This is a genomic window from Prochlorococcus sp. G5PB11 (assembly GCF_059772425.1).
In genome coordinates this window covers 549,350-574,391 of record NZ_CM186287.1, presented here as the reverse complement: position 1 = coordinate 574,391, position 25,042 = coordinate 549,350, and the positions used below count along the sequence as shown (strand labels likewise).

Sequence of the window (25,042 nt, the reverse complement as noted above, 5' to 3'; positions counted from 1 at the left end):
ATATGGATAATTCTTAAAAATGAACCCTTTATTCCTAACCAGGAGGAGGTCAACAATGAAAGTCGAGGTTTCTTGTTTCATTGGAGGGATGGATATCAAAGAAATTGTTCATGTAAATAAATTTGAAGATGCCGAAAAAGCAGCAAAGTCTAGAAATGAATTTTGCAGACAAGTCAGCCGAAAAGTATTGATGGAATAAATGAAAAGTGACGAATTAGGCAGCATCATCGTTGATTTGACGTTCTATTAATTGCCAACCGTCCGATTGAAGCTCATGCCATGTTTCTAGTGCATTTTTATATTCCAATCTTCTTGTGTTTTTCAATTTGGTAGGTATTCCTTCTTCTGTACAGTGCCAAAGTTGAGTCATCACGCTTGGATAACTCATGAGTGATTTCGGATCACGAATAAAAAACATACATAAGTCTCTGGTAGGAGAGACTAGCCAGCCTGTCGGAATTGGCAATGATTCTCTGATTAATTGATTCATATAATTTAAGTCTGATTGAAAATTCAATTCCTCTAGAGATTCTGATAATAAAAGTCAAGCAAGGGAATACGAATTAGAGATAAAAAATAATCTTTTCAATGGTACTTTCATTGCTAGTAGGTGTAGCGTAAAATCAGATAAAATCAAATCACTTTTTTTAAGAGTAAGTAAAAAAATAGCAAGAATTAAATCAATGTCTAATTGATTTGAATTGAAAACAAACTATTTCATAGTATTTCTAGAATTGACAAGTTAGTAGACCTAAGAAAGTTAATTATTTATGCGATGAGTCTTGATAAGTATTTAATTTATAAGCTTGCTCTAAATGGGTTTTGATCATTTCTATCTGAATCTTATGAATTAATTTTGGCTGCCTTCTTGCGATAAAAGTTGACGTATAAGTAAAAAATATCACAAATAAAAGTAAAATAAACAAGCAGTAAAATAAAGCTAATGGCATTGAAATAAAGTTATTCTTATAAATTTTTCTGTAAATTATATTACTTGAATAATTTGAAACGGATTGAAGAATTAAGAGGTGTGTATAGAGAGAACTTTTTTTAAGTAAAAAAGGCTACAAAATAATATCTAGTGAAATTACAATTTTGTTTAAAAAAGAGATAATATCCGATTAGCAGGAACTCAATAAATTAAAAAGATATTGGTATGAACTTTTATTTTAATAGGCCTTCTTTCAAGTCCAACCTATATCCGATGAGGAGAAACCAAAGGGTTTTGATTTGATTGTCTCTAAGCTTAAATTAATGAAATGATAAAAAAACTCTGACTTACTCATTGATGCATTTCTGCTATTTGTTTTTAACATAGAATTGTAATGAAAGTAATTAATATGCCTTTCGAATGAACATCAATATAAATATTTAAATCCTCGCGAGTAAGGAAATTAAAAATCAATATATATATATATATAACTCATAATTATAAATGACATGTTTCCATTAATAGCTATTGCAGCATTTTTTATTTTAGGCATAGCATTCTTTGTTATTGGTAAGGATGATTTTGGAATTAAAAGAGTAAAAGAAGTTTCTAATGATACTTCTGTAAAAAGAAAGGAGGTTGTAAATCCAGAGTCAGCTCCAAACGATGAGTCAACAGAAGAGAAGAAGGAACTAGTAAGAGCAGAAAATTTATCTGAGATTGACTCAGGTAGTAATACTTCTGATTAAATCGTGACTAAATCTCAACTTGCATACCTTTCAGGAATCACCTTTGTCTCTATTGGCTTAATACCAACTGCAAGAAGCATTTTTTCTGTTGAGTCGCTTAATGATGCTCCTATTTTCTTTTTGGCAGGGGGGATATGGTTACTATTGATCATTATTTTCTTATATTCCTCGAAGGAGTCCCAACGACAATTCCCAACAAGAGGAAATAGTTAGACTTTATTTAAGTCTATGGTATTTTTAATCACTAAGGATTGAGCAGATCACCAAGTTAATTTTTATTTTCTAGAGCCAACTCTCTAAGTGATAGACCCCTTAGCTTAAGCAGATATATCTTTCTACCTTAAAAAAATAGTTTTAAAAAAGATAATTCATTTTTTGTCCTTACCCTTTTTTTTATTACTGCCTTCGATGTATGGAACTAAAATATTTAGTAACCATTTTTTGAGAGAATTTATAGGATTCATTCTTCTTATAAAATCAGTCCTCTCTAGTAAAAATCTTATATTGGCATAAACCATCAAATAATTTATGAGCTCTTGGCTTACCGGTTTTAACAGGCCTAATCTTATCAAGAATTGAAGCATTGCAAATAATCCAGAAACTTCCTGGCTCAAGATTACAAGCTTCACAAATATGCAAATTTGCTATTGATGGAATTAGTAATTTACTAATTGTATTCATTGTCTTAATATGCTCTCTTTCTAAAAAATCAACTTCTTCCTCTGACAGTCTTCCTGTGCCACAGTAGTCTTCAATAATAGCTTTAAAGTTAAAAGACATACGTTTTGTTGTTACACTTCAAGGCTGTTCCATACTTACTTTTGGATTGTCCAGAGGATCATCTGTTAGAGCTGCTACACAAATTTTTTTTGGAGTTTCAAATTGCTCATGCATGTGACAATTTTCCAAGCAATTAAAATATCTATCTTGGGCTGATTTCATTTTATAAATAAATTTCAGCTAAAATAATACTAGATACTTAGTATTATTTGTTTAATTTATATTTTTTTAAATTAATTAATATCATTGTAAAATTTGATTAATGTTATCTGACTTAAAAGTACAATTATATGATAAATATTAAAAAGCTACGCGCCTTAAACGTAGCTTTAATTGACTTTGGTGTGCGTCCTACTAAAGACCAAAGCATCATTATTCAAGCAGAATAAATACTTAATATCTAGATTAAATCTTATTTTTTAAGATAAAATTTAATGGCTTATTTAGTAAAATACGTGTACAATAAGAATACATTAGATACAGTTTTTAGTTAATAATATTTCCTGTATGGAGGTTCGAATAAGTTTGCATATAAGTGATCGAGATAACTATCCATTTGATACATAGAATTGTTTAAAAAATTATTTCTCGGAAACTAATTTTTATGCATAAATAAAAAAGAGGTTAATTTCTTATGGAATCGCAACTAAGGAAAAGTATTCTATTCGATGTACTTGATGGTATCCCTCCTACAGGAAATGAAAGTAAAGCGGTGATGAGTTATAGAAAAGAAATTGAACAAAGTCATTTAACTTTGGAGGAAGAAGCGATGAGACTAGGAATAAGTAGAGATGTAATTGAGTTCACTGAGGATTTCAGGTAGATGTCTAGACAATCTCCTACAGAAGTTGAACTTCTTGAAATATGTGACTACTTAGAAAAAGTTTTAAGAGATGGATCTAGAAGCTCTATAACCTCAGTACTTGAATTGCTCAGTAGAGATGATTGCCCATATACACCAATGCTTAAGGCTAAAGGAATTATCCAGTAGGACAAAGTAAATCAAACTCATCAATCTCTATATCTAGCCATAACTTTCATATCTATTAGCCCTCGTTTTTGTATCTAATGCCCAGATAAATAACATCACAGGTAACAATACTGTGAGACAAAGCCCTGCTATCAAGAGTGTAATGGGTGTCATTCATTTTAAAAATGCTAAAAAAGTCAATAAAGACACACCATACACTTACGACAATTCAACAGTTAGCAGAGAATAGAAAGTACTTGGTGTGCCGTCAAAACAACCACGACTAAAAGATTTATGGCTTTTATTTCTAAAACAATTAAAAAAAGAATTTCAAAATTAATTAGCAGATTTGATATCCCAAAGATTCCACCTCATATGTTTAACCAATTAGGAGTAGAGAAAGAAGCAACGTCTACCCATTAGAGTTTAAAACTATTCATCTTTAAGTAAAAAATAATCATTCTGTTCTTCTTGACTTTGCTAGGTTTGAAAAATGGAATTTTATTTTAATTTTGCTTCAACGTCCCCATCAATTGCAATGATAGGAGCTCTCTTGTCATTCGCAGGTGTTGGCTTGTTGATTTTAATTCTTAGTGAAAGAATGTTTCATGGACTTAGCAAACTAATTTACTTTTTTGGCAATCAAATACTTATATCTCGAAGAATGTTTACTACAAAATATATAGAAGAAAATAAAGCTTCAAATAATCAACTTTATATAAAGCAAACAGACATCACCCACAAAGAACTCTCTCTAACAGAACAAAAAGAGAGGCTAGAAAAAATCCTAAAAATGAAAGTTTGAGAGCCTTTATAGCTTTTGTTCTATTTATTTATCCACTATATCGGATATGTGCTTATCTGAATTTGGTAATAAAGGTTAGAGGTGTAAATAAAAAAAGGGAGCTAATTGCCCCCTAGCTATCATTTTCAGCAATGGATTCTCAATTAAAAATCCATCGCTGCGACTTCATCACGAGCTTGTTGTTGCCTTTCTTCAAAAGCAGAACGCCTATAAGAAATAAGCATTCCATTTTGCGTCGCGGCAAGTTGAGCGGCGTGAAGCCTTTCTGCTTTCTTAATACGCTTTTTAGTTAAAGCTAGGTTGTTCATAACCCTTATCTGTTAATGGAAACCCCGTTCCCTATTTCCATGTCATGCGTCCAGTTATAACCAGACGAACGTATGGCATACCATAACAAATAAAATTAAAAAGTTAAAGTCATTACGAAGATTCTCTAGCTGTTTTTGATCATGCCGACATGGTTGAATAGTTCAAAATGCGAAGAAGAGTTCCTTTAAGAAATTCTCTTACTTGTAAACCCAACTGGCTTCAATAATTTTTGAGAATGGATTGCAATCCTGTGCCTGCCACATTGCCTCTTGTTTATTGTTGGCAATTATGGTTTCTTCGTGTGTCTTTCCTTTTGAATTAACCATTGTAACTGCAAATCTCATAGCAGATAATGGATAGACATTTCATACCTAGTTAGTACGAAGAACTCATTATTGGCAAGTTCGCTTTATACGAATTCAAAGAAAAAATGGCATGAAGAATGGGGCGAGATTTTGGTCGCCCCATTTGAGACAGGCACTTGTTTTTTATACCTGTCGTGCCCTGTCTCCTAATCTATTTTTAAACCCTGTTGGAACAGGTGAGAATAAGAAAAAACACTTGTCTTATAATGAAAAAACTATTAAAGGAATATTGTTATGAGTAGAAAAAGAGACAAAATTTGGACTGCCATCATTGCAACCAAGCAATGGTTCAGCAAATTATTCACCAGCGAAGCAGATGCTTTGGTTGATGATTTTGGTAATAATCCACCACCAGATATAGGGACTCAACCTTATTCAGGTGAGGATAATAAAAAAGGAGATTAACTATTTGGCTCTTTTCAGAAGGTATTGCTCTATTAAAAATTAGAGCATAAGTTTATTTAACAGCTGCTCCTTTTTGTTTTTGATTAACTAACGATGCGAATCCGATACAAGCAAACGCAAGCAAGCCTAAGACTAAAAATGATTTAGCGAGAACAATTTCTGAAATCTCAAGAGTCATTTTTTTTAACTACGATTTATAGATATATTGTGAGTTAATTCATTTAATGAAAAGTACGAATTAGACATATAAGAGTAAGTAAAGAAGATACCAAGAATATTATTCTCAACGCCTAATGTATCCGAATTAATTATTTGAGCGACAAAAAAGCACAACTGCATTTGTTTTGAGTATTAGCCTCCAGTGACACTCTGTATTAAAAATGTTTATATGAGTCCGCAATCTTCATAAGGTTATCTGATTTTTATAGGTGTTTTAAATCAATGAAAAACTTTCTGCAAAAACTTTCTGACTACTTAAAAGAGATAAGTCAGAAAATCGCTGAGCTTTTAAAGGGACTTAGCGACAAAATTTCTGAATTCTTTAAAGGAAATCAACCAATTGAAGAAGTTCAGCCTGTTAAAGAGAATCAGCCTGTCGAAGAAGTTCAACCTGTCAAAGAAGCTGAGTCTGTTGAAGAAGCTAAGTCTGTTGAAGAGACTCAGCCTGGCGAAGAAGTTCAACCTGTTGAAAAGAAAGAAGATAACTCTCAATAAATTCTATTAATTCCGATTTATGAGTGATCCTTTAATCTTTTAAACAAGCAGGCATTTGTCATAATCATTCCTTTGTACTCATCAGGGAAAGATTTCATCCATGTAGGAATTGTGATTTCTGAAGGCAATGGGTTTTCCAAGTAGAAAATCACTTCTTTCGATTCTTTAAGCACTACGTGTGGCGGGAGTTTCTTTTGTGCCATGGCAGATACTAGGAAGTTCGAAACAAATTAAAAATGAATGTAAGAAGCAGACTAATGGCTATACAGCTAACGACTGGGAAATAGAAAGTTGAGTTCTCACCTCTAAGAATGATGTCCCCAGGTAATCGTCCCAACCCTATTTGTTTTAAATAGGGATATAGAACGCCAATCGAAGCGATTACAAGTCCAAGTGTAATTAGTATCCTTTGCATTATTAGTTATTAATTAACCCAACTGTAGTAATACTTGGGTGATAGCACCCTTTTCAATTATTACGTTTTCAATTAAACCTTTCCCAGGGTCTCTGCCTACACTTTGATTATTGGCTAAGGCTTTAGGGAGGTTTAGATGCCTCCCGCAAAAAATGCAAGATAAAACAGTAATTTATACTGATTTGATTTTTAGATCACTTTGATTAGAAAAGAATTATCAGAACATTTTTTTAAGACTCGGTTCTGATAGTAGAGGGGAAGGCATTCAAAGTCATATTGGATGGAATGCCTCCCCAACATTTTTAGGAGGACTTATTATGTCTTGTGGAAATCCATTTAATCATCTACTAAAGAATGTCAAAGGATCTTTCCTGAACCATGAGTTGTTTTCCACTTCCAAACCCAAATATGATGATGATGTGATTGAGTGCATGCAATTTGGTATTTGCTCCTCTAATCCTCCTCGTCTAAAAGATATTCCGTATTTTCATTTTTAACTAGTTATATTTAAATTTCAAAGAGCTTTTAAAAATAGGAGTAGCTATAAATCAAGTGGACGGCATATGTTAGAAATTGATAGCGCATACAGCTTAAATTTAGTGTAGGGAACATCCAAGAATGAAACACTTACTACTTCCTCTTATTTCTGCTTTTGTATTGCCGATCACTGTAAAGGCTGAAGTCTTAGAAGAGATTCACAAACGTTGCCTAGAAGCTAGGGATTACTCAGGTTGCGTAATGACTAACCGGGGTAAAACTCCAAGTTTTAAAAGAGAAATGACTGGTATTGGTATAATGCTTTTTCTGAATAGTGATACAGCAGAATTAACAATTCAATCAGTTATTAATAGCTCTCCTGCCAGTGATGCAGATATGGAATCAGGTGATGTAATCCTAAAGATAGATGGAAAGTCTACTAAAGGAATGGGTTTAAAGGAGGCAATTAAATTAATCAAAGGTCCTAAAGATAAGCCAATTAAATTAGTCATTGGTAGAACTAACGAAAAAGGTAAAAGAAAAAAAATTGAGGTGAACTTGATTCGAGATACATTTGTTATTCCTGAACGAGAATCTTTGAATCAATTAAACATAAGAGAATTTTTTAAGTATGGTTTTCCACGGGATCTACAGCCAATGAATCCACAAGGTTACCCTCCTGAGTCAACTAAAGAATTATTCCCTAATAACCAAATCTAATTCAATTGCTAACTCCATTTTGCACTAATTTATAGTAAAGAGTTTTGTATAAGACTTACTATTGATCTATCGGCATACCCAACCAATAAGTAGTAGCAACCGATCTTGGTCGTAGAGGCCGTATCTAATTTTTCGGTTTGCAACATTTTAAATTCAAATTAGTCGAGTCAAAGTAGTTATGTCCTTTGAAATGAATGTAATGTATTCCTCTTTATTTGATGCTGTATTCGCTGATTCTTTCTTCTCTCCAATGAGAACAGTTTATGTCGTCTCTGATAGTCAGCTAGAAGAAATCAAACGTAATCAACGACAAGAAGAACTTGATAATATCGAGACTTCTCGCAAGAGGTTGGAAGAGAGTTATCAAGCTAGAGTCAAAGTTCTTGATGAGCGTGAACACGAACTACAAAAAGAGATAAAAGCTAAACCCAAAAGTCAGATGAAATAAGAGAATTTAAAGGATTCTTAAATATTTATATACAAAGTAGATGGAGTGTGTGAAACTCTTTTCAATTATTTTTTGTTTCATGGCTAAGGGTCTCTGGCTTGTTACTACCACGGTTACGAATCCAGCATTTGCTGAATATGTTGAAGCCTTTCAGCCTTGGGTAGAGTCGGTGGGTGGTTCAGTTTTTGCCAAAGATATGGAAGCCGAAACTGTTGAAGGAAAGGGTGGAAAATTAGGAGTCATCATTGAGTTCCCTTCAAAACAAGCTGCAATTGATGCTTTCAATTGTTCGGAATATCAAGAACTAAGCAAATTACGTTGGGCAAATTCAACAGATACCAACATCACTATCATTGATGGTGGAGTAACTCATTAATGAATGTTCAGCTTGATTTGACTGGACTTAACAGACAAAAGAAAATGCAATTAAAATATTGATTCTACTTACAACTTCAAAGTGAAAAAGGTTATTTCATTAGTTTTTGCTGTTTCAGTTATTGGAAGTCCATCTCTTGCATGGGGTTGGGGTGAAGGTGGCTGCTCTTATTCAAAAGACAAAACAAACCAAGAAACAAAAACTGAGCAAGTAAAAGAAACTGACGCTTAATTTGGAAGATCAAGCCAACCAGGAAGAATTTTTAACTGAATATTTTGCTGGTATAAAAAAAGGTGATTTCTACGAGGAACCAGTTCAAGGGGAGTATCCCGATTGGTAGATTTATATCTCCGTTGACAGTCGATTTTCAAGCGAGCAGTCAGCCCCCTATTTTTTGGTATAAATAAACTACAGTACTTCGACTGACTGGCGTTATCTATTAATTCTTGTTAAATGCACGAAATAGAAGAAAATCCACTATTCCTCCAGGTCAAATCCAGAGACACCGTTTTAGTTGGAGAAGATGAAATTTGCAAAGTTCTCTCATTTGTTGGAGGTGCTAGAGATCCATTAGCCCCGACTCTTTTTCAAGTCGCAAATGTAGATACAGGCGAGATTAAATTTGTGCATGGTGAAGAGGTTAGAGAGATAGTTTCCACTTACGAGCAAGAAGTACAAAAAAGAATTGAATCTCCGATTGAAGGACCAATAACTAATATCCTTCCAACGGTTGAAAACTATGAGAAAAAAATAGGCAAAAAGAAATTGAGTGGGAATTAGATGGAAAGCACTACCCCAACGGAACTTTAGTTTAAGAAAACTTCCTTTTAGTGTTACCTCAGGCTAGAGCGAGTAACTGGGTTAAAGGCTGCGTTGCGTTCAACAAGCTCAAGATAGATCAGAGGACAGTTGGTGAAATCCTGTCGTCTCTTCGTAAAACTTCCTCACTAAGTTTTTGAAACCCTCCACTGCGAGGGTTTTCTTTTGCCTACTTATAAGCAACCCTCTTTCCATGGGAGTAGGAAAACACTACTTAAATTGTCGTAATGCCGGCTTAACTACTTATTCTTATTTGTTAAACTTTAAGCACGTTCGCCCAACATCATTGGGTGCATGAGATGGAAATACGGAACGGGATTTCCAGTGATTGAACAGATCATGAACAATCTAGCTTTAACAAAAAAACGTATTGAAAAAGCAGAAAGGCTTCACGCGGCTCAACTTGCAACATTTAAGAAAGGAGTATTTACTTCTTACAAACCTTCAGTTTTTGAAGAAAGACAAAATCAAGCTCGTGATGAAGTTGCAGCAATGGATTCTTGATTCAGAATTGAATTGTTGACAGTAGATTTATCTTGGGGGCATTGGTCCCCATTTTTATGGATCAAAATACCGAATAAATGCGAAATATGACTGAACCTGAAGTCCATCCAAAGAAATATTTTGACCAAATAGAGGTGTTTGGCTCTATGGAAAAGCGTTCATGGATCCATGGCCCAAAGTCACCAAAGAGATTCTTTATAAATGAACCAAAATGCCCAGTAAGAAACCCCTTTGACAGAATCGATGGAGTGGTTAGGGCAGAGGGAATAAAAATGTTTGATAGTTTGTTTTGGCAGAGTTGGCATGAAGAGGGAAATATTCCAAAAGCAGCTAAAAAGTGGTTTGAAGCAAGAGTGAAAGAGTTTAAAGCTGGAAATGATATTGATCTTGTTTGTAATTGTCGAAGATTTAGAGGTCAAGATGATGCAGTAGGTTTACAAGCTAGATACCCTTGCGATTGTCATGGTTATACATTGAAAAAATATATTGAATTTTTAGCTAACAATTAGGAACAATATTTTCTTTTGCTTAGCCTTCGACTAATGGACCAACGCGTAGCAGTAATTGGACTTACTCCATAAATTGCGGCAATCTTTTTTTTAACTCCAGCCGTAACTTTTATATCTGTTATTTCTTATTTTTCCAGCCAAACATCTCAGCCATTTTGCCGGTTGAAGCAAAGTATCCAATTGCTCCAAGGAACAGCCCAAAAGCAATCAGATTGGGAACGATTCCACCAATGATTTGAGCTTCTCCAAAAGTAAGAAAAGTAATCACAACAAAAACCCTAGCCAAGTTATCAGAGAAGTTCATAACTAAATCATGCTTCTTTTTGTTATTTCTTCAACAGTATTCCTGATCCTGAACATGGAGATCGTTGGTCAAGTTGGAAAACGAACTCAATCAGTGGATAAGAGAGCTTGATCTAAATGAGGATAAAGAAACTAAAAGATATTGCGAAAGTAGGGTTACCAGGATTAAAGATCAAATGAAGAATAGAGGATATGATCCAGAGAACTTAAGCTGCTAGGTATAAAAATAAAAAATCCAATTACTTAAGAATTAAATATCCGTATACAGTAATTATCAGAAAGATTGGAATTGCTAAGTAAGTGAGTACGAACCATTTGAAAGTATTGTCTTTTGCCACGCTGATTTAAATAAAGAGAATATCTATAGCTATACCCATTACTAGGCCAATCGCCCAACTTAGGCAAAGCATTTTATGGTTGCTGAAATTTAATTTTTTCTGTATATGCTCGGATAATCGCTTATCAGTCTTTATCAATCTCATTAATACCATTTCTACTAAAAAGTTATTTCCATCATGATGCCGCTTTTACTAATTAATTTCTATTGGAGTGTAAAACTTCAATTACCTATTGAGCTGATAGTTAGCAACAATCACAACTACCTTCGCCTTCTGGTGGTTTTTTATCAAAGGCATCTGCAATATCTCTAAGCATTACAGCAATAAAAGCAGGAGGACATTGAAGCTTTTCCCCGTATCCAGCACATTGTTGAGCAATATTTTTCATTGCAGGAATAATAATGGTCTCAATTTGTTCTTCGGTTGCTTCCCACCTCACTTGGCATTCTTCAGCCATCTATTTATTAATGAATTTACTCTTCCATCATGCTTGCTTTTATAAGGCCTACAAACAAGAGTAAATAAATTTTTGCATAGGGTTTAAAAGGATAATCTTTTTGAATTAATCATCACAGCCTTAACTATCAAATATCTAAAACTCTCCCGCCTTCTAATGCTGATAATGATTCTTTGATTTCTTTTAATTGCTCAGCATTCTCTCGATCAGAGCAGGACTGCTTTCCCAGGCAGTCCTATTTAATGGTCCAAATGAAGGCAAGCAAAACTCATGCAAAAGAACCTTCAGTCTTCATCAAAAAGCTAGACTTGGCCTACAGATCGGGCAATGCGCAAGTAAGTGAAAAGCAATTTGATCAATTAGAAAATAGGCTTAAGGAGATTGATCCTCAGAACTCATATTTTCAGAAGAAATGAAGTTACTTGGTTTGGATGATTATTGTTTTTCAGAATGGTGGGCTAAGTCTGCCAGATGTGAAACGATGATTGTCCAACCTAAATTTGATGGGTGTGCTTTGGGGTTGAGATACCAGTCTGGAACACTTGTTGCAGCCTTCACTAGAAGTGGAAAAGATGTTACCGAGGCAGCTAGAACTATTTGCAATTTGCCTGTAGAACTTCCAGAAGATGGAATTGCAGTTTCAGAAGAACCACTTGAGATCCGTGGTGAACTTTATGCACCAAACCTTTCTAGGATTAGATCTCAAGCATTAGCCGCTGGACATTTAAGAAAGAAAGTTCCTACTGGTCATGGACTTAGTTTTGTTGCTTATGAAATTCTTGGAAGTACTGCAGATGAAATTGATGATATTAAACGCTTGGAAAGTTGGTTCTTTGAAATTCCTCCTACAAATCGAACAGTCAATCCAAAGCAAGTTAAAAGATGGCATCGTGAATGGTTGGCTGGTGAATTATTTGAGAACCTTCCTTGTGATGGATTAGTCGTTAAGATTAACTCAGGTGAAGTCAAGCGAAAGCTTGGTGTAAATTCAAAAACACCAAATTGGGCTTTGGCTTTGAAATGAATCCTATAAATGCTTTCAAGAAATGGTTATTAAATATCTTGGTGCCTTACATAGAAGGAATGCCATACCTCGAAGGCACTAATAAGAAAAAGAAGGATTTATCTAAAGAGCAAAGATTTAGAGACTTATTTAAGAAAAGAAAAAGCGCCTTAATCGTTGGTGCCTTAGTCTTCTGTGCAATAGTATTTGGAATTGGTGAAAGTCTTCTTTTCTTTACTGGACTAATAGCTTTAAGCCCATTTGTTGTCATATTTTGGAGTTCATTTGGTGAACGAATAATGGGTATCTTTAAATTTAAAAAGATTAAAAAATGAAACCACTTGGCGGGACGAGCGGCGGGATTAAGCTATAGACCACCTCCTATTAGCTGTAGGACTAAGACCGTATATATCAACAATCGAGTTAACTATCCATTTGATACAAAGAATGAGTTAAAAAATCATTTACCGAAGACCAATTATTAGTCATAAATAAAAAAGAGATTACTTTTTTATGGAATTAAAACTAAGAAAAAGTATTTTATTTGATGTCATTGATGGAATCCCCCCTTCAGGGAACGAAAGTAAAAGGGTGATGAATTATAGAAAAGACATCGAACAAAGTCATTTAACTTTGGAAGAAGAAGCTATGAAGCTTGGATTAAGCAGAGACGTTATTGAGTTCACTGAAGATTTCAGATAGATGACCAGAGAAGCTCCCTCAGAAGTTGAACTTCTTGAAATGTGTGAATATTTTAAAAAAGTTTTAAGAGATGGATTAAGAAGCTCTATTGCATCAGCTCTTGAATTGCTTAGCAGAGATAACTGCCCATACACGCCGATTCTTAAAGCAAAAGGAATCGTTCAGAAGTAATAGACCACCGCCTGATAAATAATGGTAAAGCCAGGATTAAATGAACTATTTTCATGTCTTTAATATCAATACTTATATAAAAAAAAGAGACATCAAAAACAAAATCGCTTTGTTAGCATCCAATTTTTAAAAAAAGCTTGGAAATATTAATAATCTGTTTTGGAATAATTATTGGACTAGCGACATATATTTCTCATGGAATACTTTTGAAAAGCTTGTTTTTTACATTATTAGGATTTTTAGGATGGGATTTTGGAATGAGATTTTTAAATGATAATGATGATGATGATGATTTTGATGGGGGAAAAATGATTCCTATTTTACAAAGGAGTTAAATATAAATTTCATTATTATCTATTAACACATTATAAATTCTCGGTTGATGTCGATTTATTTTGGGATCAATTAGCTACTTTTTTTATGTCACCACATAAAGGTCCTCAAATAATTAGGTATTGCGTCATAACCTCAACTGCAGCTTTGGTTGCGATTGTTGTCGGATTAATTCCTCAATTCAAAGTAAATAAAGCAAAACTTTTATGTGCTGAATATTATTCGCTTAAAGACTCAAATAGGGGATTTCTTGCTAGCGAAAAGATTCAAAAAAAGTTTATTCGTAATGAAGAAGGTAATGTTTCTAATTACTGCAGGAGTCTCTAAATAATGCTTTTTGCTAAAAATTGACTTCTTGTCGCAATGATCAAGTACGGGAAGAAGGATTAGATGACTACTGAATTTTCCCTTTGTTAGGACTTAACCTATATACCACCGCCCAACTTTTGAGGTGCCAGCGAAGTGTATATCAGCTACATATCGAAGTATGAAATGAGGCTTTAAAAATCCTGATTGCAAATAGTTAATAAAGTAAAAATCACTAGCAGAAGATAAACATGGCGGCTATTGCAATACAATTTTTTAATGGCATAGATGAAAAAGTTGTACCTCAAATAAGACTTAGCAAAAGCAAGTCAGGGCAAGCAGGTCAAGCTTATTTTAGATTTGAGAATCCAGAAGCATTGTTATCAGATGATTTCAAAGAAATACAGGGAATGTATTTACTAGATGAGGAAGGACAAATTACTACTAGAGAAATACATATAGCTGTATCAAGAAAAAATGGGAAATATACAGCTATTGAGGCTATTTACAGCTGGAGAACAGAAAGAGATTTCAATAGATTCATGAGATTTGCTAATAGATATGCAAAGAAGTATGGTCTTTCATATGAGGGAGCTAAGTCATACTCCACCGCCTGATAGTAGTAGGACTCACACCATAAATATCAGCAATCTTTCTCCAGCTCTACCTGTGTTTTATATACTTATTAATTCTTATTTTCATTGCCTCTATTGCCTAAATGAACCATATTAAAGTGATCTTATACTCAAGAGCTTGGTGCTTATTTCTACGATCATTTGTAATTAACAGTGCTACAAGAGCTAATTATTCTTTTTAAAATTTTTAATAAATATTTCAAAATAAATTGACTAAAAAACAGAAAATACCCTTAGGTTCTCCAGTGATTATTGATACTATTAAAAGTAAATATAATTTAAAAGATGAGTCAAATAGAGAAATAGCATTGATGCCTGAGGGTATACTTACTGATTACAGTAGTGAACTTTCAGGTGAATTTCTTATTATAAAACTGCGTTCCAATATTGAAATAAAAGTTACTGAAAATGAACTTTCTGAATGTACAAGGAATTATTATTTTTCTGATAAAATTGTTTCCTCAGGACTAGTTAAACGTATTAAAGATTTTCTTAAAATAGAATTTGTTTTGACTGGTAACAGAGAAATTAAATCCTTATTAAATCCATTTACTTTTTTAAAATGGATTAAATTTACAATTAAAGACGTTTTTTAAGCTAATCAAATAATTCCAAGAATATTTATATGAATACTAATTAGATACTGTTTATCCATATTAGATTAAAGAAGTGATCTTGAGACTTGGTTCTGCTAAAAGTCGATTATTGATGCACTGAGTCTCTAAAGTTATTCAGATTGTATATTCGTTCTAAATGATTTTTAACTATTTCTACTTTAATGTGATAAATAAATTTAGGTTTTCTTTTTGCGATAAAAGTTGATATAAAAGTAAAAAAACTATTGCAAATAGAAGTTAAATTGATAAGCAGTAAAAGAATATAGATTATATGTTAATAAAGTCTAGAAGAATTTTTTATAATTAAATATAGTAAAAATAATTGGAAAGGGCTGATGAATTACTTTACCTGTAAAAGAGAGACCTGTTCAAATTAAAATACTTCTAAATAAGACTACATTATTTTATAAAATTAGATAAAAGAAGTTTGATGCTAGTTACCTTTATCTCAACCAAGTTAAAAAGTTGTTAGTTTATTTAGATAATTTTTATCGATAATCATGCAAACACTTTTTGGAAGAACTTCTATTATAAATTCCACTAATCCAGCCAAAACTAATACCACCAAACTTAAATTAATAATTAGATTTGGGAAAATAATTGCTTTCGGTATCGCTGTAAAAATAATTATAGGTGGTGCTTTTATATTTTTTATGATGGCTAACTAGAATTTCTTCTCCATTGATGACTATAAATTGGCAGTAGCTTTTTCGATTTTTGTTTTATTTCCCTTAGGAATCTTCAAGATTTCAGGAATGCTTAAAAAGCTTCAGAGAATGTCATCTTCTAATAAAAACAGTAAACCAAGCTAGGTTCTTTACCTAGTTATTGAGGCTAGTCATTCGAAAACCTATTTACTTTCTTAAGTTACGGCCTCAATCTTCTAAAAAATTGATATTAGTCATGCGTATATTTCAGTCTTCTAATCTATTTCCAAGGATCATTCATTCTTTATCCCTTCCTTTGTGCTTCCTTTTCCCTTCTATAAAAGGAATTAATATATTTAGTAACCATTTTTTGAGAGAATTTATAGGATTCATTCCTTAATTCAAATTGCCTGGGTGAAATAAATGTTTAGTTGATTTGGGGCTTGCCCATATATTTAAAGATCATCGCATCTTGTTCTTCTCCTTTATCGCCAAGACCTTCTATCCATTCTTTATATTCTTCGTAAAGGCACCTTCTGCCAGGTTCATTTAGTTCTTCCATACGCTTTACTGCTTGTTCGAACATAATTACTACTGCTTCATGAGCATTTTCTCTAGAAAGCATAATTATTTAACTTGTAGTTTTAACAAACTACATCCGTTCGAAAATTTGAATAGTTCATATTTTCATCAAAAATGTAAGTGATAATTTTTTCTTAAGATTATCTACTTCATCCTGTACTAAGCACGTATAGGTTAATTAAAATCATTTTCAACCATTAACACTTGTCCTATTAATTGAATTATGTATTTTGTCCATAAAGCTTATATTGACAAAGAGCATCAAATAATTTGTAAGCTCTTGGCTTTCCCGTCCTAACTGGACGAATCCTATCAAGGATTGAGGCATTACAAGTAATCCAGTAACTTCCTTGTTCAAGATTACAAGCTTCGCAAATATTCCAATGGGCAATTGAAGGAGATAATATTTCACTCATTGTACTCATTGTTTTAATATGCTCCCTCTCTAAGAAGTCAACTTCTTCTTCTGAGAGTTTTCCTGTTCCACAATAATCTTCAATTACAGTTTTAAAATCAAAAGCCATATATTTAGGTTTGATAAATTTAAGACTGAACAATACTTACTTTTGGATTGTCAAAAGGATCATCTGTTAAAACTGCTAAACAAATCCTTTTTGGAGTTTCAATTTGTTCATGGTGGTGACAATTTTCCAAGCAGTAAAAATATCTATCTTGAGCTGATTTCATTAATTTAGATTAAATGAATCGAAATCTTATCTTATGAATTACTATTGCTAGGTTGAACCCTTAACTTAATTAATACTTGTGTTTTTATAACATATTATTTGGTATCAAATTGTCAACCAGAGAGAAAGAAAGATCACAGCAAATATACCTATTGCTCTTGGAGAATAGTTATAAAGATACGAATTATTTTACTTATTTTACTTAGTTTACTTTGTTCGCTGAAGCTTGATAAGCTAAGAAGATGATTCCACTACTCTATCGTCGTCATCGTCTTTCGTTAGTAATTTAGAAACTAATTCAAAATATAAAAAAGGAAGCAAAGGACTAAAACATAACAGAAGCAAATGAAAAACGGATAAGCTTTCTTGAAATGTTCGAATTTGACCCAATGTAAAAAAAAATCGATTTAAGGTGAATTAATTAAATAAAAAATAATAGATCGGCTTACTAGTAAGTATTTCTATTCATTAGTTCGGCTCTCGAATAATGGCTCTTATAAAATCGATCTAAAACGATTTCTAAAGATTTATCTATAAAAAAAGAGTCATCAATCTATTATTTGTTCAAATTTTAAAATCATTTAAATACATATTAATTACATATCACTTGTTTCTAGTACTAAAAAATCTTTTGCTAAATTAGCTTCTTTCTAATTATTTTATTGACTTATGATTATTGCTTCATTAGTTGGCATCCCTGCTCCGTAGGCAGCTTTGGCGGGTGTTCTTTCGATAGCACTTTTTGCGATTGTAGGAGTAATAATTTGTCCTAATTTTGATGGTGTAAATACTCCAGCGATTGTATGAAGCCAGCCCAAGAATGTTGATTAATCTAAAAATTTAATCAACTGAATTCTGAATGCTTACATAATCAAGTATTTAAAATCTATTTGTTATGTATATTTGATATTTTCATTTCATATAAAATGTAGCTCTTAATCATATCATTTTTTTTTATTAAATTTATAAAGCATTTTTAGCTCTCTCTAGCCCATAGAGAGGACTTTTTTGAATATAAATAAATTGACTTTCTATTTAATTAGCATTTGTAAGTTTGAATTGGATTATAAGTCACATTGAAATATATATTTTTAGTATGTCTCGTCAACTTTTAACTACTACATATATTTTTAAAATGATTATTTTAGAGAAAGTTAAATTATTATTTATGGGTTTTACTGGAAACGAACTAACAAAGGCTGCTGATTTTTTACATATTGAATCAAGCACAGGTTTATTCATACTGTTTTTATTTTTAAGTGCATTACTAGCCTTTTTCACCTTAACTTTTACTTATTTATTTATTGATACCCCTTTAACATCAAAAATTATTGCAAAGAGATGATATGAAATCAGTCTCTGGTGAACTTAAAAAACTTAGATTAATGGCAGAAAAATCATTAATTAAAACTGATGAACTAGATAAAATACTTGCTCAAGTTGAGGCTGCGCTTCACGAACTTAAGCCTGAAAGGTTTAACTAAAAACAAAAGTATTTAATTAGTACTCAGCGTCCTCTATGGTTTGGTGGTGAATTCTTTAAAATCTTCCTACCGATGGAATAGTCGTCAAAGTTAATTCTGGAGAAACTAAACAAAAACTTGGTGTTACTTCAAAATGTAGGAATTGGGCAATTGCAATGAAGGACTGGATCAAACTTAATCCTTTTAATCTGATCTTTTTCCCAAACCCAGTAAACAGGATTTTTCTTTTGAGCTATTTGAAGATCTTTTCTGTCTCTTAAACTAACAGGTATAAATTCATTTTCAGGATTAAATTTTTCATCTCTTATGGCTTGGTTTAGAACAATACTTCCTTCTTTATTAGAAATTGATCGATGATATGTACCGACAGGAATTTGAAGCGCTCCCATGGCGCGGTTTAAAAAAATGATGTGATGTGGTTCATCCCATTCAGGATTGATCAAAGTAAAAATACGACTACCTTCAATGACTAAATTGTGATCAATCTGATGTCGATGTACGTAATACTGTTCAAAATCGTCATCGTTTGGAGGTGAGATGGCATTGCCGTGATGAATTACGACATCAGAGCCATTACATCCTTTTACTCCTGCATCAAAGAAAGATACTTGAGGTGTCTCACGGAAAACGTGAGTAGGAACAAAATTTAAACGCATTTCAAATCCTCCTCTACTGTTGTGTTCAAGGTCAGTCGAAAACCAAATCAACCCTATCCCTTAGAGGAATTTAAATATTTGATCTATGAATCGATTTTCAGTTGCTTTTCTTTTATTAGTTTTAATCCTGCAAAGGTCGCAGTTTTCCTTTTTAGGGATAGTGAAGGGAGTGAATAGTCTCATAAGACCTCCTTCTTCTTACAACTTTGGTCTACTCCTTCTTTTGGCCTATAGGGAGTAGGAAAACACTACAAAAATGTGAATAAAAAGTTAAAGTAATAGCTTGGTTGACGGTCGATTTTTTTTGAGGGCATTATGACCTCTATTTTGTGCAAAACTCCACCTCCTAACAGTTGTAGGACTGCCGAAAGTGAGTTAAAACAAAGTTAATCAGCATTAACTGATGATGGATATTAAGGAATATGATTGGTTTTTTGTTTATAAGATTCGTGATTCAGGTGACGTAATTTATAAAGTCACTATTCCAGCAAAACGAAAACAAGATGCAGTTGACATATTTAATAGAGAACATGCAGATGGATTAATCTGTAGTGGTATCAGGAGAGGTGATTTTAAATTGATACCATTCAAGGAGCTACCTTCACATGATCCTTGGGAAGAGATTGCTTCGTAATGAAGTAAATGCACGGTTGAAAGTCGACTTGTTAGGGGGGCACATGCTCCCTTTTTTTATTCAAGCGTATTTTTCAACTAAGCCATTACGAAATAGTAACGGCAATTTTTCGATCAATAGCATTAATCCTCTAATTTTTTACGTGGATTCACTTTGGATGAAAACAAAGACCTACTCTCAAGGGGGGCATTACATACAAAGCAATCCAAAGATTCCTAGAAGCCAATATCGATGGCATTACTCAAAAGTGGAAAAAGCTTTTATAGCTGTCAATAAAATTTTTTAGCCATAGACCACCTCCTATCTATTGTTGAACTTACTCCATGAATATCAGTAATAAATACTTGAGTGATCTCCCTCATGTCACTCAGCAAGCGGTAGGAGTAGATATGGATAGAGCTCTATAGGAGGTTTAGCTATGTCCTGCGGAAATCCCTTTAATCATTTATTTCACAACGTAAGAGAATCTATTCTCAATTTGCCTAAACATGATCATAAGTTCAGGAATGATGAGGAAATGGAGTGTTTGCAGTTTGGTTTCTGTTCCAAACCTATGACCTCACCAAGACCAGATGAATTGTTCTTTGGCTACAGAGACTAATGAAATTTACTGAACTACTCTTGATCTTTTCGACGTTAGCACTGACTTTTATTGGCTTTTCATTTATGGCTATTTAATCAGAATCAACCACCAGAAGTGATAGTAATCATGGTTTGAAAAAAGCAAAAAAAAAGCCCTCTAAAAGAGGGCTTTGAAAAATCAAGTTAAAGACTTAACCGATTGCAGGTGCAACAAGAGCTACAGAAGTAGACTCAGCAGCTGCTAGGTCAAGTGGGAAGTTGTGAGCATTACGCTCATGCATTACTTCCATACCAAGGTTTGCACGGTTAAGTACGTCACCCCAGGTTGGTACAACCTTGCCTGAAGTATCTACAACAGACTGGTTGAAGTTGAAGCCGTTCAAGTTGAAAGCCATGGTGCAGATGCCCATAGATGTCAACCAAACACAAATTACTGGCCATGAAGCCAAGAAGAAGTGAAGGCTACGGCTGTTGTTGAAGCTTGCATATTGGAAGATCAAACGACCGAAGTAGCCATGAGCTGCAACGATGTTGTATGTCTCTTCTTCTTGTCCAAACTTGTAACCGTAGTTCTGTGAATCAAGTCCTGTGGTCTCACGGATAAGTGATGAAGTAACCAAAGAACCGTGCATTGCAGAGAACAAAGCACCACCGAACATACCTGCTACACCAGCCATATGGAACGGGTGCATCAAGATGTTGTGCTCAGCCTGGAAAACGAACATGAAATTGAATGTTCCAGAGATTCCTAGAGGCATACCATCAGAGAATGAACCCTGACCGAATGGGTAAACAAGGAATACAGCGAAAGCTGCTGATACAGGAGCTGAATATGCAACACAGATCCATGGGCGCATACCTAAACGGTATGAAAGCTCCCACTGACGTCCCATGTATGCAGAGATACCAATAAGGAAGTGGAAGATTACAAGCTGGTAAGGGCCACCGTTGTATAGCCACTCATCAAGAGTTGCTGCTTCCCAGATTGGGTAGAAGTGAAGGCCGATAGCGTTACTTGAAGGAACAACAGCACCAGAAATGATGTTGTTTCCATACATAAATGAACCAGCTACTGGCTCACGGATACCGTCGATATCGACTGGAGGAGCAGCGATAAATGCAACGATGAAACAAGTTGTTGCCGCAAGAAGGCAAGGGATCATCAATACACCGAACCAACCGACATAGATACGATTGTTGGTGGAAGTAACCCACTCGCAGAATTGTGGCCAACCTTTGAGCAACGAAGAACGCTGCTGCTGAATGGTGGTCATGAATTAGAACGTTAAGTATTTGCTCGGAAGAGCAATAGGTAAGATCAGAAAAATCTGACAAAGTGAATTTAGCTTCTAAATCAGATAACAAGGATGGGTAAACTCACCAAAATTTGGCTAAAGGAAATTAGTAATTCTATTCGCATGGATAAAACCTACTTATCCAATCATTAATTTCTCTTTTCCGAAGCTGATTAATAAGATTCACCTATATTAGTCATTCTTATCATTTGTGTATAAGGCAACTAATATATTAAGTCCAAAAGGAGATTTTCTATTAACTATGAATCAAGTATTGATTTCTATTGTTACTTTTTCATTACCACATAGCTTAATTTCCTTAATTAGATTTGAGAATTACCGTTTAATTAATATCTGATTTGATGAATAAACTAGGTAATTATATAAATTAGTGAAGAATATATAAGAGGAGCATAAATGTTAAATAGTTATTAGTGATATGCTTGGGTCAATACGGCTTCTATTCCTTAAGCTTAGAGTCAAAACTTAGAAGAGAGAGATGGCATTGAATTATACTTCGCGTGTGCGACATTTTTTTTTTTACTGGACAATGGCGGCATTGAATGTACAACAAAGTGCGTTGATGTCCATCTGAAAAATGAGAATTAACAATAAACTATCAATAATTTTTTACTCAAACTTGTATTAATAAATGAGGCCGAGCTAAATAGAAAATTCATAAGACATAATTAATCGGCGAACTTTTAACAAATTCAATGCATTCACTTTCATAATCAGTCGTATTAAGTAAATCTTTTTAAAAAGATATGAGATATGATCACTTCTTTCATTAAAAGGAATAAATTTAAATAATAATTTTAAGAGTTAACTTTTTCTTTGTTAAAGCTAAAATGGATTTCCCTAAGACAAAATTAAAGTTTTTCTAGAATATGTGCTCTTACATTGATCTTAAAAATATAGTAATCAACATGCGATAAGTCTATTAATGCTAACTTTATTTCTTAATAATTATTGGTCAACTTATTATTGAATTCTAATTCTTTTAATGCTTTATGAGTATTTTTAATTCTTTGATTCTCTCTTCAGCTGCTTTTATTTTTTTCTTGTCTTATCATAGTTTAGCTACTCATCAGATAAATAAGAAATACAGGAAAGGTTGATTATTTATCAGGTATGCCATAGGCAATCACCTCAAAGAATCTTTTGTTATTTCTAATATTGTTCATTGATATCATTAATTATTTAATTATAGTCATATAAACAAAGAAGCCAACTGGAACGAAAAGCAATGCAGCAATAGTAAAGCGAACAAATTTGCTATTACCTGAGTCTATTTAATAGTCAGTTAAATGCTTGGTGTTATTCCACTCAGACCAATTTTTCGGGCTCTTAGATGATGCCATTATTAGTTATGCAAATAAGGTAGAACCAACTTCGAAAGCCTCAGCTAACAAAAAAAGTGCAGGAAGATTCCACAGAACGATTAGTTTTGCAGCAGTAGTTTTATTGATTGCAAGCATGATTAATAGGTCCTTAGCTTGTTTTGAGGATGTGAACAACATAAAAGTAGTTCTCAAGTGATGTAGGACGGTTGAAGTATGGCTAACCAGTTCGGGCTATTTATATCTATTATAGTCATTAATAAATCTAATTATTCGAAAATACATCTCTAATCAGTTGATGTATTTGATGTTTGAAAGGTAAATATATCTATTATTAGAAGAAGCCGTACATGACCGTATCTTTCATTCGGAAAATTCATATTTTATGTTTGTATACATCAACGCAACTACAGTAATGACTCCAGAAGCAGAAAAGTTCAACGGTTGGGCAGCAATGCTTGGCTTCGTAGCAGCATTCGGTGCATATGCAACAACAGGTCAAATTATTCCTGGTATTTTCTAACCCAATAACTATTCACAACAATGCAACCATCTAACAAAACAATCCTAGAAAGAAGCATCGGCAGACCAGCCATGATGGCATTCGTTTTTCTAACAGGTATCTACCTAACAACAGGCCAACTTATCCCAGGTGTCGTTTAGTGAAAAATTCAACTGTTGAAACCCCAAGAGTCGAAGAAGGCAAAGTAATTGCCGAAAGACTCAACGGCTACGCAGCATTTGTTGGATGCTGGGCACTCATCGGTGCATATCTTACAACTGGCCAAATCATCCCAGGTGTCGTGTAATGATTACTCAAAACGACAACAACAGTAGGAAGATTGATCCTGAAAAGGTAACTGCTGAAAGACTTAACGGCTATGCAGCATTATTTGGATGCATTGCTCTTGTAGGTGCCTATGCAACAACTGGACAAATTATTCCAGGTTTTGTGTGATGGATAAAACAACTAACTACTGGAAAACAGCTGAAATAATGAATGGTCGACTTGCAATGATGGGTCTTCTTGCAGCTGTTATTAATTACGGTTTCACTGGCTGGATTATCCCAGGAATTGTCTAACTCTGATTTTTAACACAATTTTCAAAGTGTCTCTTCTCTGCCATTGGGGAGGGGACATTTTATTCGCAGGAGTTTTCGAAGCTGGTTCTCCAGTAAAGGTTTAAATAGAAATATTTCCTCGTATCTAGTCTTTAAGCCAAAGACCAACGCCTGGAAGTTGCATGTAAATCAAAAACAAAATCAAATCTTTGCATTTAAATGTTTTTTAAAAGGTTATCTAAAAAGTGTTTTTCAACTGTTTTTTTCTCTTGTTCTTGTTAATTCTGAAAAAGTCGCAGTTTTCCTTTTTTGGGGATGGTGAAGTGAGTTTATAGTCTTATAAAGATCTCCCCTTGCTACATCTTTGGTCTCCTCCTCCTGCTTTTAATAAGGGAGTGGGAAAGCCCTACTTCAACCGAACATCAGGACTCAATAAATCTTTTTTAAACTAGACAATATTGATGACGTGATAAGGAAGCATCATCAAGCTAGATCGGGGGACGGTCGTCGAAATCCCAGTCCCCTCTTCGCTAATTCATTAAAAGTTCATTAGGTCTGCACTTTTTTTGTAATCAAAAAACCATTAGTTAATCTTCCAACGTGGGAGTTTTCTTTTTAAGTATTCGTTTAGGACTAAAAAAATGGACATGAATCCTTTCAAGCCTTTACTCCAACATTGTGAAGAGTTCTACGGAAAAATACTTTCCATAAAGGAGCCACTAAACAATTTTTATTTAAAACTACGACTAAGCAAGGCCAACGCCAACGCTTGAAAATTATGTACGAAATCAACGAAGCAACAATTATTGCCAGCTTGGCTATTCCTGCAGGTCTGTTTATTGGCTTTTCAACAATCCTTGTTAATAGACTTCGCCAGTGCATGTAATGACAACATCTACTCCAGCACAAC

At 33.7% G+C, this 25,042-nt stretch carries 52 protein-coding genes; 33 read left to right on the top strand and 19 right to left on the bottom strand.

Annotated elements, in window-relative coordinates:
- Positions 1–55 precede the first annotated feature (55 nt).
- Positions 56–199: a hypothetical protein gene (locus AC6EI0_RS03665; RefSeq protein WP_498523113.1), complete on the top strand. Its 144-nt coding sequence runs from the start codon at positions 56–58 to the stop codon at positions 197–199.
- 15 nt (positions 200–214) lie between these two features.
- Here AC6EI0_RS03665 and AC6EI0_RS03660 read toward each other — a convergent pair whose 3' ends face one another.
- Positions 215–517, bottom strand: a complete 303-nt coding sequence (locus AC6EI0_RS03660; protein WP_498523112.1) for a DUF1651 domain-containing protein — start codon at positions 515–517, stop codon at positions 215–217.
- Positions 518–1,440: 923 nt separating this feature from the next.
- Between AC6EI0_RS03660 and AC6EI0_RS03655 the strand changes: the two genes are divergently transcribed.
- The gene (locus AC6EI0_RS03655) at positions 1,441–1,680 is read left to right on the top strand and encodes a hypothetical protein (protein ID WP_498523111.1); all 240 of its coding nucleotides are present in this window, start codon (positions 1,441–1,443) and stop codon (positions 1,678–1,680) included.
- Between the two features lie 14 nt (positions 1,681–1,694).
- Here the strand turns inward: AC6EI0_RS03655 and AC6EI0_RS03650 are convergent, their stop codons facing one another.
- From AC6EI0_RS03650 to AC6EI0_RS03640, 3 genes are all read right to left on the bottom strand, one after another.
- Positions 1,695–1,832, bottom strand: coding sequence for a hypothetical protein (locus AC6EI0_RS03650; RefSeq protein ID WP_498523110.1), 138 nt, complete (start codon positions 1,830–1,832; stop codon positions 1,695–1,697).
- A gap of 325 nt (positions 1,833–2,157) precedes the next feature.
- Positions 2,158–2,460 (bottom strand): hypothetical protein, encoded by a 303-nt coding sequence (locus AC6EI0_RS03645; RefSeq protein ID WP_498523109.1) that lies wholly within the window; start codon positions 2,458–2,460, stop codon positions 2,158–2,160.
- Between the two features lie 18 nt (positions 2,461–2,478).
- Positions 2,479–2,622 carry a hypothetical protein gene (locus AC6EI0_RS03640; protein WP_498523108.1) on the bottom strand — a complete coding sequence of 48 codons (144 nt, stop codon included), beginning with the start codon at positions 2,620–2,622 and terminating at the stop codon, positions 2,479–2,481.
- 472 nt (positions 2,623–3,094) lie between these two features.
- Between AC6EI0_RS03640 and AC6EI0_RS03635 the strand changes: the two genes are divergently transcribed.
- The 3 genes from AC6EI0_RS03635 to AC6EI0_RS03625 all read left to right on the top strand — a co-directional run bounded on the left by AC6EI0_RS03635 (position 3,095) and on the right by AC6EI0_RS03625 (position 4,235).
- Positions 3,095–3,283: a hypothetical protein gene (locus AC6EI0_RS03635; RefSeq protein WP_498523107.1), complete on the top strand. Its 189-nt coding sequence runs from the start codon at positions 3,095–3,097 to the stop codon at positions 3,281–3,283.
- Positions 3,284–3,451 (top strand): hypothetical protein, encoded by a 168-nt coding sequence (locus AC6EI0_RS03630; RefSeq protein ID WP_498492384.1) that lies wholly within the window; start codon positions 3,284–3,286, stop codon positions 3,449–3,451.
- A 472-nt stretch (positions 3,452–3,923) separates the two neighbouring features.
- On the top strand, positions 3,924–4,235 hold the full coding sequence (locus AC6EI0_RS03625; protein WP_498523106.1) for a hypothetical protein: 312 nt from the start codon (positions 3,924–3,926) through the stop codon (positions 4,233–4,235).
- 143 nt (positions 4,236–4,378) lie between these two features.
- Here the strand turns inward: AC6EI0_RS03625 and AC6EI0_RS03620 are convergent, their stop codons facing one another.
- Both AC6EI0_RS03620 and AC6EI0_RS03615 read right to left on the bottom strand, forming a co-directional pair.
- Positions 4,379–4,543, bottom strand: coding sequence for a hypothetical protein (locus tag AC6EI0_RS03620; protein ID WP_498523105.1), 165 nt, complete (start codon positions 4,541–4,543; stop codon positions 4,379–4,381).
- A 198-nt stretch (positions 4,544–4,741) separates the two neighbouring features.
- A complete protein-coding gene (locus AC6EI0_RS03615) occupies positions 4,742–4,870 on the bottom strand; it encodes a hypothetical protein (RefSeq protein ID WP_498523104.1) in 129 nt (42 codons plus the stop codon).
- A gap of 273 nt (positions 4,871–5,143) precedes the next feature.
- Between AC6EI0_RS03615 and AC6EI0_RS03610 the strand changes: the two genes are divergently transcribed.
- Positions 5,144–5,314 (top strand): hypothetical protein, encoded by a 171-nt coding sequence (locus tag AC6EI0_RS03610; RefSeq protein WP_498461871.1) that lies wholly within the window; start codon positions 5,144–5,146, stop codon positions 5,312–5,314.
- Positions 5,315–5,366: 52 nt separating this feature from the next.
- Here the strand turns inward: AC6EI0_RS03610 and AC6EI0_RS03605 are convergent, their stop codons facing one another.
- Positions 5,367–5,492: a hypothetical protein gene (locus tag AC6EI0_RS03605; protein WP_498461872.1), complete on the bottom strand. Its 126-nt coding sequence runs from the start codon at positions 5,490–5,492 to the stop codon at positions 5,367–5,369.
- Between the two features lie 263 nt (positions 5,493–5,755).
- Here AC6EI0_RS03605 and AC6EI0_RS03600 point away from each other — a divergent pair, with 263 nt between their 5' ends.
- On the top strand, positions 5,756–6,028 hold the full coding sequence (locus AC6EI0_RS03600; protein WP_498523103.1) for a hypothetical protein: 273 nt from the start codon (positions 5,756–5,758) through the stop codon (positions 6,026–6,028).
- Positions 6,029–6,045: 17 nt separating this feature from the next.
- Here AC6EI0_RS03600 and AC6EI0_RS03595 read toward each other — a convergent pair whose 3' ends face one another.
- Positions 6,046–6,231 (bottom strand): hypothetical protein, encoded by a 186-nt coding sequence (locus AC6EI0_RS03595; protein ID WP_498523102.1) that lies wholly within the window; start codon positions 6,229–6,231, stop codon positions 6,046–6,048.
- An 8-nt stretch (positions 6,232–6,239) separates the two neighbouring features.
- Complete coding sequence (locus AC6EI0_RS03590) at positions 6,240–6,443, bottom strand: DUF2905 domain-containing protein (RefSeq protein ID WP_498523101.1); 204 nt, start codon at positions 6,441–6,443, stop codon at positions 6,240–6,242.
- A gap of 618 nt (positions 6,444–7,061) precedes the next feature.
- Between AC6EI0_RS03590 and AC6EI0_RS03585 the strand changes: the two genes are divergently transcribed.
- From AC6EI0_RS03585 to AC6EI0_RS03555, 7 genes are all read left to right on the top strand, one after another.
- Positions 7,062–7,640, top strand: a complete 579-nt coding sequence (locus AC6EI0_RS03585; RefSeq protein WP_498523100.1) for a S41 family peptidase — start codon at positions 7,062–7,064, stop codon at positions 7,638–7,640.
- A 199-nt stretch (positions 7,641–7,839) separates the two neighbouring features.
- Positions 7,840–8,088: a hypothetical protein gene (locus AC6EI0_RS03580; RefSeq protein ID WP_498523099.1), complete on the top strand. Its 249-nt coding sequence runs from the start codon at positions 7,840–7,842 to the stop codon at positions 8,086–8,088.
- A 79-nt stretch (positions 8,089–8,167) separates the two neighbouring features.
- Positions 8,168–8,464, top strand: a complete 297-nt coding sequence (locus AC6EI0_RS03575) for a DUF1330 domain-containing protein (RefSeq protein WP_498523098.1) — start codon at positions 8,168–8,170, stop codon at positions 8,462–8,464.
- 81 nt (positions 8,465–8,545) lie between these two features.
- Positions 8,546–8,695, top strand: coding sequence for a hypothetical protein (locus AC6EI0_RS03570; RefSeq protein WP_498523097.1), 150 nt, complete (start codon positions 8,546–8,548; stop codon positions 8,693–8,695).
- Positions 8,696–8,917: 222 nt separating this feature from the next.
- Positions 8,918–9,244, top strand: coding sequence for a DUF3104 domain-containing protein (locus AC6EI0_RS03565; RefSeq protein ID WP_498523096.1), 327 nt, complete (start codon positions 8,918–8,920; stop codon positions 9,242–9,244).
- A 333-nt stretch (positions 9,245–9,577) separates the two neighbouring features.
- Positions 9,578–9,787, top strand: a complete 210-nt coding sequence (locus AC6EI0_RS03560) for a hypothetical protein (RefSeq protein WP_498523095.1) — start codon at positions 9,578–9,580, stop codon at positions 9,785–9,787.
- Positions 9,788–9,873: 86 nt separating this feature from the next.
- Positions 9,874–10,296, top strand: coding sequence for a hypothetical protein (locus tag AC6EI0_RS03555; protein WP_498523094.1), 423 nt, complete (start codon positions 9,874–9,876; stop codon positions 10,294–10,296).
- A 118-nt stretch (positions 10,297–10,414) separates the two neighbouring features.
- Here AC6EI0_RS03555 and AC6EI0_RS03550 read toward each other — a convergent pair whose 3' ends face one another.
- Both AC6EI0_RS03550 and AC6EI0_RS03545 read right to left on the bottom strand, forming a co-directional pair.
- The gene (locus AC6EI0_RS03550; RefSeq protein ID WP_498523093.1) at positions 10,415–10,600 is read right to left on the bottom strand and encodes a hypothetical protein; all 186 of its coding nucleotides are present in this window, start codon (positions 10,598–10,600) and stop codon (positions 10,415–10,417) included.
- A gap of 581 nt (positions 10,601–11,181) precedes the next feature.
- The gene (locus AC6EI0_RS03545; RefSeq protein WP_498523092.1) at positions 11,182–11,394 is read right to left on the bottom strand and encodes a hypothetical protein; all 213 of its coding nucleotides are present in this window, start codon (positions 11,392–11,394) and stop codon (positions 11,182–11,184) included.
- Positions 11,395–11,645: 251 nt separating this feature from the next.
- On the opposite strand from AC6EI0_RS03545, the gene AC6EI0_RS03540 reads away from it, so the two are divergent.
- The 9 genes from AC6EI0_RS03540 (at position 11,646) to AC6EI0_RS03500 (ending at position 15,140) form a co-directional block, all read left to right on the top strand.
- Complete coding sequence (locus AC6EI0_RS03540) at positions 11,646–11,810, top strand: hypothetical protein (protein ID WP_498523091.1); 165 nt, start codon at positions 11,646–11,648, stop codon at positions 11,808–11,810.
- Positions 11,807–12,418, top strand: coding sequence for an NAD-dependent DNA ligase (locus tag AC6EI0_RS03535; RefSeq protein ID WP_498523090.1), 612 nt, complete (start codon positions 11,807–11,809; stop codon positions 12,416–12,418). The genes AC6EI0_RS03540 and AC6EI0_RS03535 overlap by 4 nt, the downstream gene beginning before the upstream one ends.
- On the top strand, positions 12,415–12,732 hold the full coding sequence (locus tag AC6EI0_RS03530; protein WP_498523089.1) for a hypothetical protein: 318 nt from the start codon (positions 12,415–12,417) through the stop codon (positions 12,730–12,732). Before AC6EI0_RS03535 ends, AC6EI0_RS03530 begins: the two co-directional genes overlap by 4 nt.
- Positions 12,733–12,910: 178 nt before the next feature.
- Positions 12,911–13,099, top strand: a complete 189-nt coding sequence (locus AC6EI0_RS03525) for a hypothetical protein (protein WP_498523088.1) — start codon at positions 12,911–12,913, stop codon at positions 13,097–13,099.
- The gene (locus AC6EI0_RS03520) at positions 13,100–13,270 is read left to right on the top strand and encodes a hypothetical protein (protein WP_498523087.1); all 171 of its coding nucleotides are present in this window, start codon (positions 13,100–13,102) and stop codon (positions 13,268–13,270) included.
- A 137-nt stretch (positions 13,271–13,407) separates the two neighbouring features.
- Complete coding sequence (locus tag AC6EI0_RS03515) at positions 13,408–13,605, top strand: hypothetical protein (RefSeq protein WP_498523086.1); 198 nt, start codon at positions 13,408–13,410, stop codon at positions 13,603–13,605.
- Between the two features lie 85 nt (positions 13,606–13,690).
- On the top strand, positions 13,691–13,930 hold the full coding sequence (locus AC6EI0_RS03510; RefSeq protein ID WP_498463017.1) for a hypothetical protein: 240 nt from the start codon (positions 13,691–13,693) through the stop codon (positions 13,928–13,930).
- Positions 13,931–14,160: 230 nt separating this feature from the next.
- Positions 14,161–14,526, top strand: a complete 366-nt coding sequence (gene psb28, locus AC6EI0_RS03505) for a photosystem II reaction center protein Psb28 (RefSeq protein WP_498523085.1) — start codon at positions 14,161–14,163, stop codon at positions 14,524–14,526.
- A gap of 263 nt (positions 14,527–14,789) precedes the next feature.
- Positions 14,790–15,140 (top strand): hypothetical protein, encoded by a 351-nt coding sequence (locus AC6EI0_RS03500; protein ID WP_498523084.1) that lies wholly within the window; start codon positions 14,790–14,792, stop codon positions 15,138–15,140.
- Between the two features lie 1,095 nt (positions 15,141–16,235).
- Here the strand turns inward: AC6EI0_RS03500 and AC6EI0_RS03495 are convergent.
- From AC6EI0_RS03495 to AC6EI0_RS03480, 4 genes are all read right to left on the bottom strand, one after another.
- Entirely contained in the window at positions 16,236–16,433 is a 198-nt protein-coding gene (locus AC6EI0_RS03495) for a hypothetical protein (RefSeq protein ID WP_498523083.1), read from the bottom strand.
- Between the two features lie 178 nt (positions 16,434–16,611).
- Positions 16,612–16,914, bottom strand: coding sequence for a hypothetical protein (locus tag AC6EI0_RS03490; protein WP_498523082.1), 303 nt, complete (start codon positions 16,912–16,914; stop codon positions 16,612–16,614).
- Between the two features lie 19 nt (positions 16,915–16,933).
- The gene (locus tag AC6EI0_RS03485; RefSeq protein WP_498523081.1) at positions 16,934–17,077 is read right to left on the bottom strand and encodes a hypothetical protein; all 144 of its coding nucleotides are present in this window, start codon (positions 17,075–17,077) and stop codon (positions 16,934–16,936) included.
- 658 nt (positions 17,078–17,735) lie between these two features.
- Positions 17,736–17,894, bottom strand: a complete 159-nt coding sequence (locus AC6EI0_RS03480) for a hypothetical protein (protein WP_498523080.1) — start codon at positions 17,892–17,894, stop codon at positions 17,736–17,738.
- 278 nt (positions 17,895–18,172) lie between these two features.
- Here AC6EI0_RS03480 and AC6EI0_RS03475 point away from each other — a divergent pair, with 278 nt between their 5' ends.
- Positions 18,173–18,421 carry a hypothetical protein gene (locus AC6EI0_RS03475; protein WP_498523079.1) on the top strand — a complete coding sequence of 83 codons (249 nt, stop codon included), beginning with the start codon at positions 18,173–18,175 and terminating at the stop codon, positions 18,419–18,421.
- Position 18,422: 1 nt separating this feature from the next.
- Entirely contained in the window at positions 18,423–18,560 is a 138-nt protein-coding gene (locus AC6EI0_RS03470) for a hypothetical protein (protein ID WP_498523078.1), read from the top strand.
- Between the two features lie 128 nt (positions 18,561–18,688).
- Here the strand turns inward: AC6EI0_RS03470 and AC6EI0_RS03465 are convergent, their stop codons facing one another.
- Positions 18,689–19,216 (bottom strand): hemagglutinin, encoded by a 528-nt coding sequence (locus AC6EI0_RS03465; RefSeq protein ID WP_498523492.1) that lies wholly within the window; start codon positions 19,214–19,216, stop codon positions 18,689–18,691.
- Between the two features lie 403 nt (positions 19,217–19,619).
- On the opposite strand from AC6EI0_RS03465, the gene AC6EI0_RS03460 reads away from it, so the two are divergent.
- Positions 19,620–19,850 carry a hypothetical protein gene (locus AC6EI0_RS03460; protein ID WP_498523077.1) on the top strand — a complete coding sequence of 77 codons (231 nt, stop codon included), beginning with the start codon at positions 19,620–19,622 and terminating at the stop codon, positions 19,848–19,850.
- Positions 19,851–20,268: 418 nt separating this feature from the next.
- Positions 20,269–20,451, top strand: a complete 183-nt coding sequence (locus tag AC6EI0_RS03455; RefSeq protein WP_498523076.1) for a hypothetical protein — start codon at positions 20,269–20,271, stop codon at positions 20,449–20,451.
- Positions 20,452–20,623: 172 nt separating this feature from the next.
- Here the strand turns inward: AC6EI0_RS03455 and psbA are convergent, their stop codons facing one another.
- Complete coding sequence (psbA, locus tag AC6EI0_RS03450; protein ID WP_011294225.1) at positions 20,624–21,706, bottom strand: photosystem II q(b) protein; 1,083 nt, start codon at positions 21,704–21,706, stop codon at positions 20,624–20,626.
- Between the two features lie 525 nt (positions 21,707–22,231).
- Between psbA and AC6EI0_RS03445 the strand changes: the two genes are divergently transcribed.
- Positions 22,232–22,336, top strand: a complete 105-nt coding sequence (locus tag AC6EI0_RS03445) for a hypothetical protein (protein WP_498523491.1) — start codon at positions 22,232–22,234, stop codon at positions 22,334–22,336.
- 761 nt (positions 22,337–23,097) lie between these two features.
- On the opposite strand, the gene AC6EI0_RS03440 is transcribed toward AC6EI0_RS03445, so the two are convergent.
- Positions 23,098–23,250, bottom strand: a complete 153-nt coding sequence (locus AC6EI0_RS03440) for a hypothetical protein (RefSeq protein WP_498523075.1) — start codon at positions 23,248–23,250, stop codon at positions 23,098–23,100.
- A 235-nt stretch (positions 23,251–23,485) separates the two neighbouring features.
- Between AC6EI0_RS03440 and AC6EI0_RS03435 the strand changes: the two genes are divergently transcribed.
- The 5 genes from AC6EI0_RS03435 to AC6EI0_RS03415 are packed head-to-tail and all read left to right on the top strand — an operon-like array spanning position 23,486 to position 24,153.
- On the top strand, positions 23,486–23,593 hold the full coding sequence (locus AC6EI0_RS03435) for a high light inducible protein (protein WP_011125327.1): 108 nt from the start codon (positions 23,486–23,488) through the stop codon (positions 23,591–23,593).
- A 20-nt stretch (positions 23,594–23,613) separates the two neighbouring features.
- A complete protein-coding gene (locus tag AC6EI0_RS03430; protein WP_269611256.1) occupies positions 23,614–23,733 on the top strand; it encodes a high light inducible protein in 120 nt (39 codons plus the stop codon).
- Positions 23,733–23,879: a high light inducible protein gene (locus tag AC6EI0_RS03425; protein WP_269615540.1), complete on the top strand. Its 147-nt coding sequence runs from the start codon at positions 23,733–23,735 to the stop codon at positions 23,877–23,879. The genes AC6EI0_RS03430 and AC6EI0_RS03425 overlap by 1 nt, the downstream gene beginning before the upstream one ends.
- Positions 23,879–24,028, top strand: coding sequence for a high light inducible protein (locus tag AC6EI0_RS03420; protein ID WP_498522871.1), 150 nt, complete (start codon positions 23,879–23,881; stop codon positions 24,026–24,028). The genes AC6EI0_RS03425 and AC6EI0_RS03420 overlap by 1 nt, the downstream gene beginning before the upstream one ends.
- Positions 24,028–24,153, top strand: coding sequence for a high light inducible protein (locus AC6EI0_RS03415; protein ID WP_498523074.1), 126 nt, complete (start codon positions 24,028–24,030; stop codon positions 24,151–24,153). Before AC6EI0_RS03420 ends, AC6EI0_RS03415 begins: the two co-directional genes overlap by 1 nt.
- A 636-nt stretch (positions 24,154–24,789) precedes the next feature.
- Here the strand turns inward: AC6EI0_RS03415 and AC6EI0_RS03410 are convergent.
- Complete coding sequence (locus tag AC6EI0_RS03410; RefSeq protein WP_498523073.1) at positions 24,790–25,014, bottom strand: hypothetical protein; 225 nt, start codon at positions 25,012–25,014, stop codon at positions 24,790–24,792.
- Positions 25,015–25,042 lie beyond the last annotated feature (28 nt).